Source organism: Chitinophaga sp. 22620 (assembly GCF_052044405.1).
Classification (GTDB): Bacteria; Bacteroidota; Bacteroidia; order Chitinophagales; family Chitinophagaceae; genus Chitinophaga.
In genome coordinates this window covers 249,352-269,530 of sequence record NZ_JBQEMV010000003.1, presented here as the reverse complement: position 1 = coordinate 269,530, position 20,179 = coordinate 249,352, and the positions used below count along the sequence as shown (strand labels likewise).

Annotated in this window: 16 protein-coding genes; 4 read left to right on the top strand and 12 right to left on the bottom strand. The window is 53.8% G+C overall.

Annotation, left to right across the window (positions count from 1 at the left end; all coding sequences use genetic code 11):
• Positions 1 to 7: 7 nt before the first annotated feature.
• Positions 8 to 448: a (2Fe-2S)-binding protein gene (locus ACTJIK_RS16560; RefSeq protein ID WP_440648054.1), complete on the bottom strand. Its 441-nt coding sequence runs from the start codon at positions 446 to 448 to the stop codon at positions 8 to 10.
• A gap of 193 nt (positions 449 to 641) precedes the next feature.
• Between ACTJIK_RS16560 and ACTJIK_RS16555 the strand changes: the two genes are divergently transcribed.
• Positions 642 to 1,505 (top strand): DUF4886 domain-containing protein, encoded by an 864-nt coding sequence (locus tag ACTJIK_RS16555; RefSeq protein ID WP_440648052.1) that lies wholly within the window; start codon positions 642 to 644, stop codon positions 1,503 to 1,505.
• A gap of 87 nt (positions 1,506 to 1,592) precedes the next feature.
• Here the strand turns inward: ACTJIK_RS16555 and ACTJIK_RS16550 are convergent, their stop codons facing one another.
• From ACTJIK_RS16550 to ACTJIK_RS16540, 3 genes are all read right to left on the bottom strand, one after another.
• Positions 1,593 to 2,315 carry a DUF4197 domain-containing protein gene (locus ACTJIK_RS16550; protein ID WP_440648050.1) on the bottom strand — a complete coding sequence of 241 codons (723 nt, stop codon included), beginning with the start codon at positions 2,313 to 2,315 and terminating at the stop codon, positions 1,593 to 1,595.
• An 86-nt stretch (positions 2,316 to 2,401) separates the two neighbouring features.
• Entirely contained in the window at positions 2,402 to 3,172 is a 771-nt protein-coding gene (locus ACTJIK_RS16545) for an SDR family oxidoreductase (protein ID WP_440648049.1), read from the bottom strand.
• Positions 3,173 to 3,190: 18 nt separating this feature from the next.
• A complete protein-coding gene (locus ACTJIK_RS16540; RefSeq protein ID WP_440648047.1) occupies positions 3,191 to 3,946 on the bottom strand; it encodes an SDR family NAD(P)-dependent oxidoreductase in 756 nt (251 codons plus the stop codon).
• 105 nt (positions 3,947 to 4,051) lie between these two features.
• Between ACTJIK_RS16540 and ACTJIK_RS16535 the strand changes: the two genes are divergently transcribed.
• The 3 genes from ACTJIK_RS16535 (at position 4,052) to ACTJIK_RS16525 (ending at position 7,488) form a co-directional block, all read left to right on the top strand.
• A complete protein-coding gene (locus tag ACTJIK_RS16535; RefSeq protein WP_440648044.1) occupies positions 4,052 to 4,408 on the top strand; it encodes a winged helix-turn-helix transcriptional regulator in 357 nt (118 codons plus the stop codon).
• Between the two features lie 103 nt (positions 4,409 to 4,511).
• Entirely contained in the window at positions 4,512 to 4,844 is a 333-nt protein-coding gene (locus tag ACTJIK_RS16530) for a PadR family transcriptional regulator (protein ID WP_440648042.1), read from the top strand.
• 1 nt (position 4,845) lies between these two features.
• On the top strand, positions 4,846 to 7,488 hold the full coding sequence (locus ACTJIK_RS16525) for an ABC transporter permease (RefSeq protein ID WP_440648040.1): 2,643 nt from the start codon (positions 4,846 to 4,848) through the stop codon (positions 7,486 to 7,488).
• A 29-nt stretch (positions 7,489 to 7,517) separates the two neighbouring features.
• On the opposite strand, the gene ACTJIK_RS16520 is transcribed toward ACTJIK_RS16525, so the two are convergent.
• Genes ACTJIK_RS16520 through ACTJIK_RS16485 form a run of 8 tightly spaced genes read right to left on the bottom strand, consistent with a single transcriptional unit; the run spans position 7,518 to position 19,987 of the window.
• Positions 7,518 to 8,378, bottom strand: a complete 861-nt coding sequence (locus ACTJIK_RS16520; protein ID WP_440648038.1) for an N-acetylglucosamine kinase — start codon at positions 8,376 to 8,378, stop codon at positions 7,518 to 7,520.
• A gap of 9 nt (positions 8,379 to 8,387) precedes the next feature.
• A complete protein-coding gene (locus tag ACTJIK_RS16515) occupies positions 8,388 to 9,680 on the bottom strand; it encodes a sugar MFS transporter (RefSeq protein ID WP_440648036.1) in 1,293 nt (430 codons plus the stop codon).
• 5 nt (positions 9,681 to 9,685) lie between these two features.
• On the bottom strand, positions 9,686 to 11,608 hold the full coding sequence (locus tag ACTJIK_RS16510) for a hypothetical protein (RefSeq protein WP_440648034.1): 1,923 nt from the start codon (positions 11,606 to 11,608) through the stop codon (positions 9,686 to 9,688).
• Positions 11,609 to 11,636: 28 nt separating this feature from the next.
• Complete coding sequence (locus tag ACTJIK_RS16505; RefSeq protein ID WP_440648032.1) at positions 11,637 to 12,986, bottom strand: DegT/DnrJ/EryC1/StrS family aminotransferase; 1,350 nt, start codon at positions 12,984 to 12,986, stop codon at positions 11,637 to 11,639.
• 35 nt (positions 12,987 to 13,021) lie between these two features.
• Positions 13,022 to 13,840, bottom strand: a complete 819-nt coding sequence (locus ACTJIK_RS16500) for an N-acetylmuramic acid 6-phosphate etherase (RefSeq protein ID WP_440648030.1) — start codon at positions 13,838 to 13,840, stop codon at positions 13,022 to 13,024.
• Positions 13,841 to 13,861: 21 nt separating this feature from the next.
• Positions 13,862 to 15,073, bottom strand: coding sequence for a BT_3987 domain-containing protein (locus tag ACTJIK_RS16495; RefSeq protein ID WP_440648028.1), 1,212 nt, complete (start codon positions 15,071 to 15,073; stop codon positions 13,862 to 13,864).
• A 22-nt stretch (positions 15,074 to 15,095) separates the two neighbouring features.
• On the bottom strand, positions 15,096 to 16,895 hold the full coding sequence (locus ACTJIK_RS16490) for a RagB/SusD family nutrient uptake outer membrane protein (RefSeq protein ID WP_440648026.1): 1,800 nt from the start codon (positions 16,893 to 16,895) through the stop codon (positions 15,096 to 15,098).
• 17 nt (positions 16,896 to 16,912) lie between these two features.
• Positions 16,913 to 19,987 (bottom strand): SusC/RagA family TonB-linked outer membrane protein, encoded by a 3,075-nt coding sequence (locus tag ACTJIK_RS16485; RefSeq protein ID WP_440648024.1) that lies wholly within the window; start codon positions 19,985 to 19,987, stop codon positions 16,913 to 16,915.
• Between the last annotated feature and the right edge of the window lie 192 nt (positions 19,988 to 20,179).

The window sequence follows — 20,179 nt, the reverse complement described above, 5'->3', positions numbered from 1 at the left end:
TTGAAGGTTAAGCTTTAATGATAGCGTTGATAATACGCGGGTACACGCAGCACCTGCAGATATTGCCCTGCATGGCTTCGATGACCTGCTGGCGGCTGGGTTTCGGATTTTTGGCCTTTAGCGCCACGGCGGACATGATCATTCCCGGCGAGCAATAGGCGCATTGAAACGCATCTTCATCCAGGAACGCCTGTTGCACAGGATGCAGCTTCCCGTCTTTTTCCAGCCCCTCTATGGTCACAATGGCTTTGTTCTGCACACTGGCTACAGGTGTAATGCAGGAAGCCACCGCACGGCCGTCTATCAGCACTTTGCAGGCGCCGCATGCCCCTTCCCCGCAGCCATACTTGCTGCCGGTCAGATTCAAATGGACTCTCAGGGCATCAAGAAGACTGGTATTATCGGGCACATCCAGGTTATGATCGGTGGAATTTACATTGATCTTCATAGTGAGCGTTGGGTATTATGAGAAATCAGATGACCAGTAACCAAATATAACAATAATGAGATACTTATGCAATCTAAATACGCGGGCGGCAGTGGGGCATTGCAGGCAGGATGAACGGCTGCGGCTCCGTCCGGCGATTTGGATTATCAGCAGCTATGTAATAACTTACCCGTTCGCTTAAACAAAAAACAGCATGCTCTCAAAATTCAGAACAGGCCTTTTTATACTGCTGAGTATATGCATCACGGTACAGGCACAGGACGATAAAAAAATACGCCTCTTTATTATCGGTAACAGCTTTTCACAGAACGCCGCCACGTTTCTGCCGCAACTGGCAGAGGAAGGAGGGATGGAATTGGAACTGGGCCGCGCAGAACTGGGCGGCTGCTCGCTCGAAAGGCACTGGAAACTCGCAGAGTCCGGCGAGAAGGCTTATAAGGGCAAATCCCTTCGCGAGATGCTGGCGGACGGCCGCTGGGATATCGTCACCATTCAGCAGTACTCGCTGCTCTCCGGCGACCCCAACACCTATGAGCCTTATGCACGCAAGCTGGTGGAACTGATCAGGTCGCTGCAGCCAGGGGCAAAGATCTTCATTCACCAGATCTGGGCCTACCGCAACGATGCGAAGGCCTTCGGGAAAATAAAAGGGGATGAGCGCGCAAAGAACGCGGAAGAAATGCACCGGCATGTAAGGGCCGCTTATCACAAGGCGGCGGCAGAGCTCGGCCTCACCATCATCCCGACAGGCGATGCTTTCAGAGCCATGGACGCCAGCCGGAAGTGGCATTATAACAAAGACACCACCTATAGTTTTGATGCCCCGCAGGCCGGCCGGTTACCCGACCAGACCAACTCCCTGCATGTAGGGTACATCTGGCGCGAGGGCAAACTTGCCTTTGACGCCAACCATGCCAATACTGCGGGCTGTTATCTCGGTTCGCTGGTATGGTACCGTACGCTGCTGGGAGGGAAGGTGAAGAAGGTAAAGTTCAAACCGGAAACCGTTTCGGCGCCAATGGCGAAGAAGTTCAGGCAGGTGGTGGCGAAATTGTAAGGAACGCGCAGTATTATAAACGACAGCGGCAAAGGATGCAGGTGCAACCTTTGCCGCTTTTTTAGTTATGTTAAAGAAGTAATGAAACTACCTGTTCTGCGCCAGCGGGCTTCCGAACACTGTTTTCAGCAGATCCGTCACCCGCGCCGCCGGGTCCCTGCGGATCTTCTGCTCTTCCAGGCCCACTTCATGGAATATACCGCTAATGGCCCGCTCGGTCACGTAAGCCGTGAGGTCTGTATTGACCGGGGTTTTGGAGAATTTGTTATACAGCGAAAAAACATCCGCCCAGTATTTAGTCGCGTCTACCTTCTTCAGGGCGCCTTCTATCACGGGCCGGAAAGAGCTGGTCAGCGCTGCTGTAGTCTTTTGCTTGAAATAATTCGTAGCGGCAAAATCACCGCCCCTCAAGATGCCGATCGCATCCGTAATGCTCATCTGGCGGATGGCGTTCACGAATATCGGCGCGGCCGATTTGGCGGCTTCTTCCGCGCCCCGGTTCATGGCCAGGATGGCTTTATCCACCACACCGCCCAAACCTACATTGCGCAAGGTAGACTCCACCTTCTGCGCTTCCGGCGGCATCAGTATTTTCAGCATTGCATTCGCGAAAAAACCGTTGGGGGCAGAAAGACGGCTGGCCGTGTTCTGCGTGCCGATGGTGAGCGCTTCCTTCAGCCCGGAAGCTATCTGGAAACTGTTGGGTTGCCCTGTAGTGGTATTGGGCAGGTTGTTGATGATCTGCTGCGTGGTTTCGCAGCCGGTTAATAGCGCGACAGACAGCAGGCCGGCAAGGCAAAGGTGTTTCATGCAGGTTGTATTAGGGTGCAAATATACCGGATTATGGTAATTCATTGCAATAAGCACGCCAACCCCGATGCACGAACCGGCGGAAATTATTTCATCAGGCTGATATTGGTAAGACCGCCGTCCGAAAGTATTTCAGTGCCCACTATAAAAGATGATTCATCCGACGCTAAAAAAACAGCGGCGTTCCCGATATCAGACGGGAGCCCCTGCCTGCCCACGGGGGTATGATCTATCCAGGTTTGTTTTACCTGTTCCAGTTGTTCCTGCGGCACGATTTTTCCAAATACAGGCGTATCGATGGAACCCGGCGAAAGTGTGTTGACCCTTATTTTTTTCGCCAGCAGATCCAGCGACAGGCCTTTGGCCAGTGAGATGATAGCCGCTTTCGCTGCCGAATAGATAGCCATTCCCGGTGCGGCACGATGCGCGGCGCTCGATCCGATCAGGATGATGGAAGCCCCTTCATTTAAATATGGAAGTGATCTTTGTACGGTGAAATAGGCGCTTTTCAAATTCAGATCCATGTACCTGTCATAATTCTCTTCCGTAACATCGTTTATAGCCGCCATCGGAACGCCGTCCACAATACCGCCCGCATTCACGACCAGGGCATCAATTTTTCCAAATTTGTCAGCGGTTGTCCTGAATATATTCTCCAGGTCGGCAAGACGGGTTACATCGCCTTTGATGCCGATAAAACCTGTGCCCAACGCATTAACAGAACTGTTTAATGTCGCTTCGTTTCTCCCGGTAATGGCGCCAACAGCGCCTTCTTTTTTGAATGCTTCCGCAATGCCGAATCCAATACCGCTATTGCCGCCTGTTATGACGGCTACTTTGTTTTTTAACCTGCTCATTGTTGCCAGTTTTCTTTTTTAGAAACCATAAATACCCCCTGAAACGGAAATTTTCTCTCCCGTGATCCACCCCGAATCGTCGGAGGCGAGGAATACCGCCACTTTCGCGATATCTCCCGGTTGACCGGTACGGCCAAGCGGTGTAGTGGCAACAAACCTGGCTTCGGCCTCGCTGCCGATAAAGCCTGCACTATGTGAGCCTTCCGTTTCCACAATCCCTGGCAGAATAGAATTGATACGGATATTCCTTCCGCTGAATTCTTTGGACAATGCAATGGTAATGGCATCCAATGCCGCTTTGGTCGCGGAATATACCGAGCCCGTAGGAAGGGGCGTTTTACCCGCCTCGGAGCTGATATTGATAATATTTCCACCCTTGTCGCCAAACAGTTTTAAAGCTGCCTGGATGGTCAGTAAAGACCCTAAAACATTGATGTTGAATTGCTGGTGAAAAGATTCCTGCGATAGCTGTTCAATGGGTGCATATTGGTATATACCGGCATTGTTTACGAGGATATCCAGCGTGCCGAAAGCGTCTTTTGCCGCTTCAAACAGCCTGGCCACATCGGCTTCCTTCGACACATCGGCCTGTACCGCAATGGCCGTTCCGCCAAGGCCGGTTATTTCCTTCACAACATTTTCCGCGCCTTCTTTGCCCGAAGCATAGTTCACGACAACCCTTGCGCCTTCCGCCGCAAAATATTTAGCAATAGATGCGCCTATTCCTTTTGAGGCGCCTGTAACCACGGCAACTTTGTTCTTTAATTGATTCATGTGCTCTGTTTTTTGATTCCTGAGACACAAAGTTAGACCAGCGTTATGTATTTTAGTAACTTTGTAACTAAAAGTAACAGTAACATCCGGGTAACAAAGTAACATATGGAGTGCAATAAAGAATTTGGAAAGGAACACAAAAGAGAGATGATGGCCGTCCAGGATGCGATGGACGTGCTAAACGGGAAATGGAAGATCAATATCATCTCATCTATCTGCTATTACAACAAAAGAAGATTTTCCGACATTCTGAATGATGTGGAGGGTATTTCGAACAAGATGCTGAGCAAGGAGCTGAAGGAGCTGGAATTAAATAAGGTAGTGGAACGGACCGTTCTGGATACGCATCCTGTAACTGTCCAGTATGAACTTACGAAACATGGCAAATCCTTGCAGACGATCATCAAGAACCTGACGGATTGGGGAATAGCGCACAGGAAGGAGATCATCGGGAAAAAATAATGACAGACCGGGGAGGGAAGAAAACTGTCATGTTAATTAATTATTCACCTTTTGTATGTAAAATATGGTCTTTTTACATACATTTACGTAATTAATATCGGAAATGAAAGGTACAAACCTCGGAGAATTCGAAGAGCTGGTGCTGCTCACCGTTGCTGCGTTGATAAACGAGGCATATAGCGTAGCGGTATGCGACGAGCTTTCCAGCCATACCGGCCGTTCAGTGAAACTTGGCGTGGTGCACGCGGTGCTCAACCGTCTCGAAGAGAAGGGGCTTGTGAAAAGCGAGCTGGGTGAGGCAACGAAGGCCCGCGGCGGTAAACGCAAAAGATTCTATCAACTCACGATGCAGGGAAAGGCAGCGTTGGTGAGCGCCAAAGCTATGCGCGACCAGCTATGGGCCAGGATACCGTCGCTTGCCTGGGAAAAAATGTAGTATGGAAGAGCAACACCATCCGCCCGCCTGGGCACAGCGATTTGTAGAATGGTATTGTAAGCCCGGGCTTGTAGAGGACCTGACGGGGGACCTCCACGAATGTTTCGAGCGGAACGTGCAATCCCTCGGACCACGCCGTGCAAAGCTGATCTACATCATGGATGCTTTTAAATTCTTCAGAAGTTATACAGTGCGGAGATCAATATTTGTCAACGTTTTTATGAACCGGGTCATGATCGGAAGCTACGTCAAAACATCAGGGCGCAACATTATGCGCAACAAGCTGTTCTCATTCATCAATATCCTTGGCCTTGCCATCAGCATGTCCGTCGGGTTATTGCTGATCGCGTTCGTGCTCGACCTGCGATCGTACGACAGGTTCCACGAAAATGGCGAAAGGATCTACCGCGTCACCAACATATTAAGCTCCAGCAGCGAACAGGGCGGAAAGTTTGCGACCACATCCATAAAGACCGGAAAGCTCATCCGCGAGCGGGTGAACGGCATTGAAGAAGTGGCGGTTATGCGCAACAACTTTTCGGGCGATGCGCAGGTGGGCGACAATATCCTGCCCATCCAGGGCTACTGGGCGGATCCGTCGCTGTTCAGGGTTTTTACGTTCCCGATGGTGGAAGGCAACCCAGAAACGGCGTTGAAAGATCCTTATTCGGTTGTGCTAACGGAAACGGCGGCGAGGAAGCTGTTCGGCAACCAGGCTGCGCTGGGGAAAGCCATCAAGGTGGATACGCTCGTTTATCAGGTGACCGGTATCATGAAGGACGTTCCCTTCTTTTCGCACATCAGTTTCGAAGCGCTGGTATCACTGTCCACTGCCGAACAACTCAATAAAAGCGATAAACGTTTTGCTGAATGGACAAACATGTGGTCCAACTCCGTGTACATACTGCCCTCGGAAAATGCGGACATGACCGCTATCCGGTCGCAGCTTAATGCCATTGCAAGGGAGGAGAACCTTGCCGGAGAAAATACCAGGATACAGCTCGAGCTGCTTCCTTTATACAACATCGTGGTGGGAGAGAGCCTCCGGCAATCCGAAGGCGGCCCTGGCTATGCGGGGCCTCACATGCCGCCGATCGTGCTCTGGATACTCGGCGGGCTGGCATTCATCGTGATATTGTCTGCGTGTTTCAACTATACCAATCTCTCAATAGCGCGCGCGATGCGCCGTATTAAGGAAATAGGTCTCCGCAAGGCGATCGGCGCCGAAAAGAGCCAGGTGCGGCTGCAGTTCCTGGCCGAGGCGGTTATGATCTCGCTGGCTGCCCTTCTGCTTTCATTCTTCCTGTTCCTCGTACTGCGCCCATTGCTGATCAACATGGCCCCGGAGATGCAGCGCACCGTGAAGCTCGATCTTACGCCGTCCATGGTGGTGTCTTTCATCATCTTTTCCGTGGCCGTAGGCGTTACTGCCGGCTTCATGCCCGCAATGTTCTTTTCGAAGGTCAGCCCCGTCAACGCATTCGGGGGCACTTCACCGGTGAAGATGTTCAAATACCTGACCCTCCGGCGTGCTTTGGTGGTGGTGCAATACACGGTTACCCTGATCTTTATTACAACCACCGCTGTTGGTTATGTGCAGTATAAGAACATACTGGCGTTCGACCTGGGATTCAGCACCACAAATATCCTCAACATTAATATGCTGGATAATAAACCCAACGCGTTTCTCCAGGAACTCAGCGAGATACCGGAAGTGACCGGGCTGTCCCGCTCGCTGATCACCACCGGCGTGGGGAACGCCTGGGGCGGTAATATGAAATACAAAGATTCGCGGGATTCCGCGCTGGTCATGACCAACCACGTAGACGAAAACTATTTGCCGCTGCATGATTATAAACTCGTTGCCGGCAGCAATTTTATTGCCCGGCCCGCCACCGCGCAGGCCGTAAGCGAGGTGGTCGTTAACGAGCAGGTTCTGAAGCGGTTCAACATAAGTGCCAACGACCCCAAAAAAGCAATAGGGGAGCAGGTTACATTGAATGGCCGGGAAATGACCATTGTAGGTGTAATGCAGGACTTTCATTATGGCAAGGTGGAGAACCTCATCGGGCCGGTAGCATTTACTTTCTGGACGCCTGAAAACAGGACCATCATCAACGCTAAGATAAAGAGCGGCGATATGCCGGGCACTTTGGCGAAGATCGAGTCCGCATGGAAAAAGATCGACCGCGTTCATCCTTTTACAGCGGAGTTCTATAGCGAAGAAATAGAAGCAGCATACAGCGAATTTTCCACCATGATCAAGATCATTGGCTTCCTTTCGTTCCTGGCCATTTCCATTGCCTCAATGGGGTTGTTCGGGATGGTGGTATTCACTACCGAAACAAGATTAAAAGAGATCGGCATACGGAAGGTGATGGGCGCCAGCGCCACCAACCTTATATACTTGCTGAGCCGCGGTTTCCTGTTCCTCCTGTCTGTATCGGCGCTCATTGCCCTGCCGGCAACTTACCTCTTTTTCAAAACCGTGGTGCTTCCCAATTTCCCCTATCATACGCCAGTTCAGATCACCGAGCTGCTCGCGGGCTTACTGGTGGTACTGCTGATCGCATTCATTATGATCGGGTCGCAGACGTTGAAGGCGGCGAGGAGCAACCCGGTGGTGGTGCTGAAGAGGGAATAAAGTGGTGGACCACTTTTTACAGGATGGAACTAAACCCCGGTCAGGAAATATTTTTTCAGATTGGAAGCAAGATGTCCGATCAGGTCTGGTATGATCAGGCCGGTTTGCATGCGAAAATCTCCGGCTACTTCCGAGATCACATCGCGGAAGTGGTAACCTACTGACCCGACGCAGTTAAAGGAATATTCCGCATACCCCGGATAGCAGGCTACAAGCTGCGTGAAGAATTCAGTGAAAGCTGCGCGCAGCAGCGTATAAGCGTAGCCGTTATCTATGCCCGGCATGGTGAGGAATTTTGTAAAACCCGCGCAAAAGCGGTTCGGCATCGGTTCCTTGTATACCTGGTGCATGATGGCGCCTTCGGTCAGCCCGTAGGTATCCACAAATAACCGGTGTACGGCAGGCGGCATTTTATGGCGCAGGAAATCGGAAAGTATCCTTTTGCCAATGGCCGCGCCACTGCCTTCGTCCCCCAGCATGAACCCCAGCGAATCCACATGTAGGGAAATGTTACGGCCGTCGTAGAAACAGGTGTTGGTGCCGGTGCCCAGTATGGCGGCAAAGCCGGCCGTATCTCCCAGCAGGCCACGGGCGGCGCCCAGCAGATCCAGTTCCGCGGAAATGTGGCTGGCGGAAGGAAATATTTTTCCCAGTGTTTGTTCCATAACCCCCGATTTATCTTCCTGGCAGCCTGCGCCATAAAAATATACCTGGCTGATGGCGGCGGGATCTATGGTTGTTGGAAAATTATCTGCGATGGAGCGTATAACGTATTCTTCCGTTACGAAATAAGGATTGTACCCTTCCGTGCTGAAATAAGTTTCAGCGCCCTGTTCATTCACCAGGCACCACGCTGTTTTGGTGGAGCCGCTGTCTGCGATCAGTAACATCTTTTCTTTTTATTGAGTGGATACATCTTTTTTTCTTCCCGCCAGGTGGCCTTTTACGGCAAAGAACCAGATCGCGATATAACAAGGCAAAACCAGCCAGTACGCCTGCTGCTCGTTGAAGCTGTCTGCCAGCTGCCCGTAAGCCAGCGGCAATATCGCTCCGCCGCTAATGGCCATTACCAGCAGGGAGGCACCGGTAGTAGTGAACCGTCCCAGCCCCTGGATGGAAAGCGGCCATATAGCCGGGTACATCAGCGAATTGGCGAGCCCCAGCAATGCGATGAACAATACTGAAGTGAGGCCGCCGGTAAAAATGGCAGCCAGCACGAACACAATGCCAGCCAGCGCTGAATATTTTAATGCGGCCTGCTGGCTGATGTACCGCGGTATGAGCACTATGCCTACGAGATACCCGGCCAGCATGGCCATCAGGGTAAAAGAAGTAAAAAAACGCGCGGCAGACATCGGGATGCCCTGGTAAGTGCCGTAGCTGATAATCGTATTACCGGCAATCACTTCTACCCCAACGTACAAAAACAACGTGAATACGCCGAGAAAAAGATAGGGAAAACTGAAAATGGTTTTACCGCCCGCTTCCCCGCTGTCCGTTACCGCTTCGTCTTCCGGCGTTATTTCGGGAAGGGGGGAGCGGTATATCAGTGCCGCCAGCAGCAGCAGTAATACGGTGATAACGAGGTAAGGCGCAATCACTTTCTGCGCCAGCGCGTCCAGCGCGGCCTGTTTTTCCTGTACGTTCATTTGCTGCAGTTGCGCGGTGAAGCCGTCCATATCACTCAATATCACCGAGCCGAGTATGAGCGGCGCAATAATGCCGGCCACGCCGTTGCAGATGCCCATGATGCTCATCCGTTTTGCGGCGCTTTCTACGGGGCCAAGTATGGTCACATACGGATTGGACGCGGTCTGCAGCATCGCCAGCCCGGCGCCCTGTATAAACAGTCCCGTAAGGAAAATGATATATTGCCGGTACAGCGCGGCCGGTACAAACAGCAGCGAACCTGCGGCCACCAGTAACAATCCAGCGGACATGCCCTTTTTGAACCCGGTGATCTTCAACAGCCAGGCAGACGGCGCAGCCATTACAAAATAGGAGATGTAAAACGCGAACGCCACCAGGTACGACTGAAAGCTGCTCAGCTCACAGGCTGTCTGCAGGTAAGGGATCAGCACGGAACTGAGCCAGGTCACAAAACCGAATATGAAGAACAGCGCACCGATGATGATCAGCGGATGAATGCGTGCGGCTGCGTTGCCGGTAACCGGCAGGGTGGAGGAGGGCATAGATCTTAGCGGTTTTTGAGCCGGATGTTTTCCAGCACGGTTTCATAAACATTGAGGGGAAATACGGAAGGCTGCGCATACCAGATAAAAGAATCCGCGCCTTCATAAGTGCCCGCATTAATATGCCGGGAAGTGGGCAGGTAGCTGCTTACATCGTTGCAATATCCCGCCACGCTTACGAGGCTGCCGGGGAACAGGGCCTTGATGCCGCTGCTGTATTCCGTTACCACCTCGCGGGAGAGCCCCACCAGCTTCCAGTTACCGATGTTGATGGTTTGCACGTACACCGGCATGGTGGCCGGCATGGTGTTGTTCTTGTAGTAGTCCAGCATCATGCTGGTCCAGCGTACATTCCGGTCGGGCACCATATGGCCGGGCTGTTTTTCATTGACTGCCTGCATGGCCAGCACCGCTTCTTTCGCCATTGGTTTCACCGGGAACACCACACTGTCTGTATAGTACGTAATGCCGCCGGTTATTTTCTGCAACGGACGGGCCATTACCTGCCGTACATCAGCGGCCAGGGCATGCCCGGTGTTGGTGTGACTGGCATCCTGCGGATTAATGTCACCTGCACATCCCTGTATGAACACGGCGTGGGCAATGCCATCGCCTTCAAGCTTTTTACGCGCTGCTGCGGGGTAATTAGCGCTGAGCGTAACGCCTTCGCGGCCGCTGGCATTAAATACAGGGTGGCAGCCGGTAAGGAAGAGCACGGTTTTTTCCTGGTTGTCTGTACGCACCGCGGTGATCACATCCACATCATTATCGTAAGGCACCGGCGCTTCGGTGAGGCAACGGTTGCGGCCGATGGCGGTTTTGCCGCGGCCGAAATGTAAAGCAGATGGCGCGAGGTTGCGGATGGCGCCGGCTACCGCGCGCACCACGGCAGGCTTCACCACGCCGTACAGGTAGCTGCTGTCCGGTTGCTGGCAGGGCGGGTGCCAGGTAATGTAAGGCTGGGCAACGGGCGCAAAATGGGTGTGAGAGGCGTTCAGCATCACTGCCTGCGGAGGAATATGATATTTTTTGCTGATCTCCCGCTTCACCTCCCCGGCAAACGCATGGTCAAAACCGCAGACATCCAGCCCTACGATCACCACACGCTGTTTACCGGCTGCTACCGCCAGTGCGGAGGCAGACATATTGCCGTCGCTGCTGTGTTTTGCTTTGAGGAGATCGCCGGCAACATCGCAGCCGTAAAGCGCGTCTCCGGCTATGGCAATGTGCTGGAGTTTTACATTGTAGGTGATGCCGTTGTGCCGTGCAATTTTCAGCCAGCTCCCGGTAGCCGGGCGGTACCGGTATACATTATCCTGTGCGGAAAGCGCATACAATTCGTTGCCGTAAGCGGCGAGGCTGATGAGATGTTCCGGTGAGGGTATCGCTTTCCATTCCTTGTTTGCACTGCGGGCGTCAGCTGCCTGCAAATTGCCGGCTGTAGCGATATACAGTGTGTTATGCAATACCGCCAAAGCTGTGGCGTTGCTGACCGTGCCTGTTTGTTTCCACGCCGGTTTTCCGGGATAAGCGGTTTCCAGCAGCTGGCCGGTTGCATTCACTGCATACAGTTTTTTCCTGGCGGCAGCCAGCAGCTGTATACCGGCCGCGCTGCCTGCCTCCTGCCATGCGGGCGATGCGTTGCCGGCGGCGGCGGTGAACAATATATTGCCGCTGACCCTGAACAAAGTATTGCCCATGCCGGTGAATGCGGTTGCCGGGCCGCTGGTTTCGCCGGCGTTCACCCATTCAAGGCTGAAGCGGCCTTCCACCGGCGCGCCGTAGCCGGCCAGCGTTAATGAAAAAGGATAAGCCCCCGGTTCCGTGCTTTCCCGGGCGAAGCCCGCCCTGTAAGTATCCTGCGCCTTGCCGGGCAGGGATACGCACAGGAGCAGGAACGCCAGGGGCATGTATCTGGATAATTGCATTGGGTAAGAATATGGTAAATAAAACGGATCAGAGTTTAGCCAGCGCTTTCGCGTTCTTTTTGATCTTGCGGATAGCTGCCGCGATCTGGTCCATATCGGTATGGCTGCCCAGCAGCATGTTCTGGAAGAACCATACGGCCTGCTCGCCGGTGAGCTTATCGTTCTGCGGGCACTGGTTCCTTTCCAGCCATTCGCGCATGGTCTTTTCGCCGTAGATCTTCAGGTAATGTTTGTTTTGCGCCAGGCCGGTCACATAAGTGTCCCTGTTCATCTGGCCATATCCTTCCGAGCAGGGCACACCTTCCGCCTGCAGGGCTTTGAGGAACGTTTCGCGGCTGAGACCGTCGAAGTGCTGGCGGTCGTAACGGAACATGTACAGGTGAAATGCGCTGAGCGTGGTGCCTTCGTACATTTTAGCGGGATAGATCCCTTTGATCTCTTTCAGTTGTGCGCTGAGGTAAGCCGCGTTCTCTGCCCGGCGCTTGGCCTGTGCCTGCAGCCGCGTCATTTGCGCCAGCAGCAGGTTGCCCTGGAACTCCGTGAGCCGCAGGTTGGTGGCGCGTGTACCGGTGCCGGGCGTATAAGCCGTGGTATGGCCGCCCTGGCCCTGGTTATGGAAGCGGTAGCAGGTTTGGGCAAAATCGCTGTCGTTCGTGGTGATAGCTCCGCCTTCTGCGCAGTTCAGGTTTTTGGAGGCCTGGAAACTGAATGCGCCGGCCAGCCCGTAGCTGCCCACTTTTTTACCTTTCCATTCCGCAAGGTGCGCCTGGCAGGCGTCTTCTATCAGCGGGATGCGGGTTTTTTGTGCAATTGCCATCAGCTTATCCAGGTCGGCGGGCGTGCCGCCGATGTGCACGGGCATGATGAGCTTCGTTTGCGGGGTGATGGCGGCTTCCACCTTGCCTGCGTCTATCTGGAAACTTTCAATATCCGTATCCACGAGTATGGGCAATGCATAGTTGAGCACGATCACGTTGTAGGTGGCGATAAAAGTGTAAACGGGAATGATCGCTTCATCACCAGGCCCAAGGTCCATTGCGCCGAGGATGGTTGTGAGTGCGCTGGTACCGCTGGATACGCCGAGGGTATGTTTTACGCCCAGCATTTCTGAATAGGCTTTTTCAAAATTAGACACTACGTTGCCGCCGAGCCTGCCCCAGGTGCCGCTTTTCAATACGTCCATCACGGCCTTTTCTTCCGTGCTGTCAAACAGCGGCCAGCCGGAATACCCGCCGGGATGGGCTTTCGGACCGCCAAGCAGGGCGGGTTTGCCGTTGTCTGATGCGTTGGCTATCTGAGGGAGGCCGAGCACGAAGCCTGCTCCGGTAATAGCGATGTTGCTGAGGAATTTCCGGCGCGGCAGGTTATTGTTTTCCATGGTAAGAGTATTTTTTTTTGATGAGATATGAATGATTAATGCTGGTTTTGGCCCAGTGCGGTCATGGCGTTCTTTACACTGCCATGTTCCAGCAGGATGGCCTTGGCCTTTTCGTATCCGCTGATGCCTGCTTTTTGCATGAGCATTTTAACGGCCCGGTCCGTGATCTTGTCGTTGATCAGTTTTACGTTCACCATGCTGTTGCCTTCCACGCGCCCGAGCTGTATCATGACGGTGGTGGAGATCATGTCGAACAGCATTTTTTGCGCGGTGCCGCATTTCATGCGGGTGCTGCCGGTAATGAACTCCGGCCCGGTGATCACTTCCACGGGCAGGCTGGCGGCGGCGGCAATGGCGGAGCCGGGATTGCTCACGATACAACCGGTAGTGACGCCTTTTCGCCCGCATTCCAGCAAGCCCGCCAGTACAAAGGGAGTGGAGCCACTGGCGGAAATGCCGATCACGATATCCTTCGCGGATACCTGCGCCGCGTTCAGCCGGTCGATCACTTCCTGTACATCGTCTTCTTTTTCTTCCGGCGCTTCCGCGAGATTTTCCACGCCGCCGGCAAGTATTACATTAACGATGCCTTTGGGAATGCCGTAAGTGGTGGGCAGTTCCAGCGCGTCCAGCACGGAAAGCCGCCCGCCGCTGCCGGCGCCCAGGTAAAACATGCGCCCGCCGTTACGGAGCTTTTCCACGATAGCCTGTATAAGCAGGCTTACCTGCGGCAGTGCTTTTTGTATGGCCACGGCCACCGTGGCATCCTCGTTATTGATCAGGGTTACCAGTTCGTCCACCGATTTTGTTTCCAGGTGATCGTACCTGGAGGGTTGTTCTGTAATGCGCGTCATATATTTTGTTTTTCGTCTTGACTAAGGTTTTTTCAGCGCCCATAAGCCGGCGGGATTAAATTTGTAACGCCACAGGTCGCCGTTGGCATCGAGCGCCAGCAGGTCTGTGCCCGCGGGTATCACTTTCACATACATGTCCCAGCCGGTACCGGCCAGGCGGCGGTTGCCGAAGGAGCCGTCTTCCGACAGCGGGTATTGCCACATGTTGCCATTCGGTTCCAGTACCATCAGTGAATTTTCGTAAGGGAACAGGTCCACCGCACTTTCCCACCCGGTACCGATGTCCCTGATGTTGCCGAAATCGAAATTGCCATTTTCGTCCAGCGGGAACTTGGTCATTTTTCCGTTGCCGTCAATGCCCAGTAGCAGGCCTTTGTAGGGCGTAATGCTTTTCAGTCCGCTCCATCCCCAGCCAACTGTTCTTCCGCTGCCGATCTGCCCCTGTGCATCAATAGGGTATTGCGCCAGATCGCCCGCGCCTGTGCCATAGCGGGCTATGAGCCGGTTGCCGCCATAAAAGATAATGGTGTTAAAAATATCCCAGCCGTACCCGATAGTAACGGGCGCAGCCGTGAACTGCCCTGTTTGGGCGTCCGGCGTATACATCAGCAGGTTGCCGCTGGCCGGGTCTTTACGGATAAAACGCTCTCCGAAGCTGATGAGGAAACTGCCCCCCGCCGTACCAAATGCTGCCACTTTTTCGCGCGGCACTTCACCGGGCGCGTAACCGCCGGTTACCAGGAAATAAGACACGCTGAGCGCCGGGTTCACCGTACTGGTTTTGCCGGGTTGTGAAAGCGTGACGGGCAACAGGTAAGTCACAAACGGGGCTATAAAACCTTTGGTGCGCAGTTCCATTTGCTGCTGCCCGCTGGTGGACTGGCCTGCCGGGATACTGGCGGAAGGAGTGAGGATGGCGTAACTGCCCTCCGGCATTACCGGGTACTGAGTACCGTTTGCCAGGTTAAATGCGGCCGCGGCTTCGGGCGTTACGGTAAAGGTGACGGGAATTTCTGCGGCGGGGCGCTTGAGCCCGCCGATGCAGGCGTTGAACGTGATCGTGTCCGGTACGGCCGTGATGTTCACCGCGGTGGCTACCGGCCCGTTCACCGCCTGCGGCATGTAGAGCATGGAATATTTTTCAGCGCCCGGGAAATCTTCTTTCACCGGCACCTGTTTGGAACATGCCAGTAAGAATATGCCGCAGCTGAATGGTATAATGAGTTTGCGCATAATGATAGATTTGCGTGTTGATTTACCAACCCGGGTTTTGAATGATGGCAGGGGCCTTATCTATTTCAGATTGTGGAATCGGGAAGAGGTAATGTTTCGGCGCCTGGAACACCCGGTTTTCCACCAGGGTGCGTTTGTAAAAGGCATCGTCCTGCAACCCTGTACCGGCGCTGATGTTCATGCCGTACACCGGACCGCCGTCTGTCTGCGCGGCTATTTTCCAGCGGTGGCAGTCGAAATAGCGGTGCGATTCATACGCCAGCTCCACTCTTCTTTCCTGCCATATCCTTGCACGCATCGCCTCCTTGCTGAGCCCCTGGGGCAGCTTGGGCATGCCCGCCCTGGTGCGGATAGCATCCACATATTGATAGACTTCCGCTACAGGGCCCTGTGCTTCATTGAGGGCTTCCGCATAATCGAGGTACACGCCGCCCAATCTGAAAAATATCCAGGTGCCGAGCGAGAACCGGCCCTGTGCAATATTGGCCGTGGGGTTCACGTATTTTTTGAGGAGGTAGCCGGTGGTGTTGTAGTCGCGCCCGGCATTACCGCGGCCGTCTGCGCCGGTTTGCCAGAACTGCATGCGGCGGTCCACGAAAAAGGCGCCGTTGAAATTGACGGTAGCGTAAAAGCGCGGGTCGCGGTTCACGTACATATTGCTCACACCGGTCAGCCACCTTTTGCCCGGATCGTCTGCTGTTGCGTAGCCGTCTTCGCGGTAACCGGATGCCGCGTTGATAATGGGTGTGCCGCCTGCTGTGTAACCGCTGATGGGCGCCATACCGTTGGCCATTTCATAGGCGTCTACCTGCGCCTGGGTGGGATTGTAGCCGTTCCAGCCGCCCAGGCTGCCCGGGAAGGCGCATTTCTCCATCCAGCCGGTTACACCGGCATTATAGGCAAATAATACTTCGTCGTTATGATTGTCCAGGAACAATTGCTGGTAGTTCGTAACCGGGTCTGCGTGTTTTTTATAGAGGGTATAACCGGCCTGCTCGCATTTGTCGATGCAGGCTTTGGCAGCGGCAGCGGCCTCCGCCCATATTGATGCACGGTATTCCTGCGGGAAAAGTTTGTTGCCGTCCCTGTCTGCAAAGCTGATGTAGTCCGGGTTGCCGTTAAAGAGCGGACTGGCCCTGTACAGGATGATGCGAGCCTTCAGCGCCAGCGCGGCGGCGGCGGTAGCGCGGCCCAGCTCACGGGTGGAGCTGAGTTTTACAGGCAGTTTGGTCACCACCTCATCGCATTCGCTCACAATAAAATTGATACAGGAATCCAGCGTGGTCCTGCGCATTTTCGTAAAATCATCGGTTACGCCGGCTGCGTAATCCATCAGCGGCACGCCGCCGTAAATGCGCACCAGCCTGAAGTGGTAATAAGCGCGCAGGAATTTGCACTCACCGATCCAGCGCTGCCGGTCCGCCTCTGTAAACACGGCATCCAGCGGGGTATTACCGATGTTGGCCAGGAATATATTGGCTTTGCGGATGCCTTCGTACATGTTCTTCCATAACTGTGCGTCTACATTGTAGGCGTTCCAGGAGCCTTTATTCATCAGCTTCTCAAACTTCTCCGGCCAGGGTATGTTCATTTCGTCTGAGGCTATCACGTATGGGTTGGGAGAAGTGCCCAGGTAATCGGTGAAATAATACTCGTTACCCATGGAGGCATACACGTCTGTCAGAAAGGCCTCTGCGTAAGATCTTTTCTTAAAGGCCTCGTCTATGGTAATGGATTCATCCGGCTGCTTGTCCAGGAAATTCTTCTGGCAGGCGGTGCCGGCAAGCAGCAGGATGGATAAAAGAAACGGTATATGTTTCATAATGCTGTTTTTGCGTGTTATTTAAAATCAACCTGTACTCCTGCGTTCAGTGAACGCTGCAGCGGATAACCGCCGGTGCCGTCGTTGGACTCGGGGTCCATGAATCCGATGTGGTCCCAGGTGTAAAGGTTTACGGCATTGATGAAAATGCGGAAGCCGCGGATGCCGACCCGGTCGTTGAGGCGCTGTGGCAGGTTGTAGCCGATCTCCGCATTGCGCAGGCGCAGGTAATTGCCGTTGCGCATCCAGAAGTCGGAAGTGGTGTAGTTGTTTGGATTGTTACCCACGTCGATGGCGGGATACCTGGCGTTTGGGTTGTTAGGCGTCCAGCGGTTGTCGTAATATTCCCGCATTACATTGTTCACGCCCAGGCCGTCCGCAAAGGCGTACATACTGGCGCCGGCAATGTGGATGCTGGTGCCGGCGGCGCCTGTGAAATACACGCTGAGGTCAAAACCGCCATATGCCAGCGTGCCGCCGAACCCGAAGGTCATTTCAGGCAAACGCGGGTTGCCGATGGGCAGCCGGTCGTAGGAATCGATCACCCCGTCGCTGTTGATGTCCCGGTACTTGATGTCGCCTGGCCGCGGTATGGCAAATGTCTGGCGGGGACTGTGATCTATATCCGACTGGTCTTTAAAAAGCCCGTCGGATACCAGCGATACGGTCTGCCCCAGCCGCAGCCCGCGTGTTTGCAGGTAACTGTAAGGCGGATTGGGAGTGGCATCTTCGATCACCTTGTTGCGCGCAAAAGTGAAATTGCTGCGGAAGGTATAGAAGAAGCCGCTTTCTGTGGTGTTCTTTATTTCCAGCAAGGCGTCTATGCCTTTGTTTTCCACAATGCCGAAGTTGCCGTAGGGGATGGACCATGGGTAAAAACCGGTGACGGAGGGCACGGTTTTTTGCTGCAGCAGGATATTGCGGCGGTTCTCTTTAAACGCGTCCACCTGCAGGGTAATGCGGTCGTTGAAGAATCCGAGGTCGAGGCCCAGGTTCATTTTCCGCGCTTTTTCCCAGGTTACGTCCGGGTTGCCGATCTGCTCTTCTTCCATCCCGTAATAGGTTTGCTGTTCCAGCCCGAAGCGGTATTGTTGCCCGTTAAGCCGCGTGGTAGAGAGGAAAAGGAAGCGGGCGCCGCTGATCTGGTCGTTGCCTACCAGGCCATAAGATCCGCGCAGCTTCACATTGCTTATAAAACCGACGTTCCAGAATTTTTCGTTGGAAAGTACCCATCCGGCAGACACCGCGGGGAAAAAACCGAAGCGCTTGCCTTTGGGAAAGTTTTCCGAACCGTTATAACCCATATTCAATTCTGCCAGGTAACGGTTGTCGTATGCATAGGTCACCCTGCCTGCAAGCCCCTGCCTGCGGTAAGGGAGGTTGGTGAGCGACTGCCCCGCTGTGAGTGCCACATAATCGCGCTGGTTGTACAGCAGCATACCGGTCAGCGCGTGGTCGCCGTATACGCGTTCGTAATTCAGCTGCGCTTCCATATAAATGGCCCGGTCGCTCGATGAGCTGGCGCTGTATGCCAGCGGTTGTTCTTCGCGATAGGGATTGCTGTAAATATCGTTGCCGTCTGCATCCTTCCCCTCATACCGCTTTACAAGAAAGGCTTTATGCCGTACGTTGCTGACGGAGGCGTTGCGGTCGTAGGAAAAGAGGCCGCGGAGAGACAGCCCTTCCGTTACGAGCGAGGAAAGATCCCAGCGCGCGCCGAAGGTGCCTTGCAATGTGCTATTGTCCTGCGTGGTGTAGCCGGACTGCGTAGCCCTGGCCCAGGGGTTCCAGCCCACATACGTGGAAGAGCCGCCGGGCGTGCCGTCAGGGTTACGGATAGGGTAAGCAATGGGCGAGATTATTTTCATGGCGTTGAAAATATCGGGAGCGGAAAACCCGGGGTAATTACCGTTCTGGATAATGCCGCCGAGGCCCAGTTGCATCAAAAGGTTTTTCGAAAGCTGGATGTCCACATTACTGCGGAAGTTGTATCGTTTGATTTTGGCGTTGGTGCTGTACTCGTAAGAAGGATCCTGTTTATAGAGCCCGTCCTGCAACGTGAAGCCAACATTGGTATAATATTTTATGACGTCTGTACCGCCTGTAACGCTCAGGTTATTGATGGTTTGCCAGGTATTTGTTTTGAGCACGGCGCTGGTCCAGTCCGAATTGGGATACAGGTAGGGATCCGACCCGCTGCGGAATTTTTCCAGTTCCTCTTCGCTCCAGCGGGGCGCCTGGCCAACGTTGACGCGTGCTTCGTTCATCAGGTTGGCATATTCGCCTGCGTTGATGTATTTGGGCAGGCGGAGCGCCTGCAGGGAAGCGGTTTCCGTGCGGAAGGTCACCTGCGGTTTGCCCGTGGCGCCGCGGCGGGTATTGATGAGTATCACGCCGTTGGCGCCCCGTACACCGTACACCGCTGTGGCGGATGCGTCTTTCAGGATGGTGAAATTTTCTATCTCCTGCGCATTGAGCTGGTTCATGTTCCGCTCCACACCGTCTACCAGTACCAGCGGCGCATTATTGCCGAAAGTGGCGAGCCCGCGTATCACCACCTGGGCAGCGTCGTAACCGGGTTCGCCGCTGGACTGGCGGGTGATGATGCCCGGCAGCTTGCCCGCTATGGCATTGGAGATGGAGGGGGTAGACACCTTGGCGATCTCCCGGGTGCTGATGCTGGTAACGGCGCCCGTTACGGAGATCTTTTTTTGTTTGCCGAAGCCTACCACCACTACTTCGTTCAGCTTGTCCGATACGGATGCCATGTCTATGATCACGATCTTGTTACCCGCCACGGGGAACTCCCGCGTGGTATGCCCGACAGAAGATAATACCAGCGTGGCCCGCGGTGGCACCCGCAGCTGAAACACGCCTTGTATGTCGGTGACCGTACGGGCGGAGCCTCCTTTTTCGGTAATGGATACGCCGGCCAGCCGTACGCCTGATTCATTTAATACGGTACCGGCTACCAGTATTTTGCTGGTGTCTGACTGGGCATGGCTGTAAAGCGGGATGGAGAAAAGAAGGATGAGCGAGAACAGGGCATGAAACGGCCTGCCAGGTGTTGGAGTTGGCTTGCTATTCTTCATAATTATTTTGGTTGAAAACTGGTTAAAGCAAATTTGCGTATTTGCGTTTCACAAATGCGCAACACTAATCGCTTGAATGATAAATTACATGCATGTTGCTACGGTTTGTAGGGAAATTCCCTTTTCCAAGATAAAACAATTATGCGTAAATATGCAAACTAAAAACGCAAAAAAACTTATTTGACAGGATTT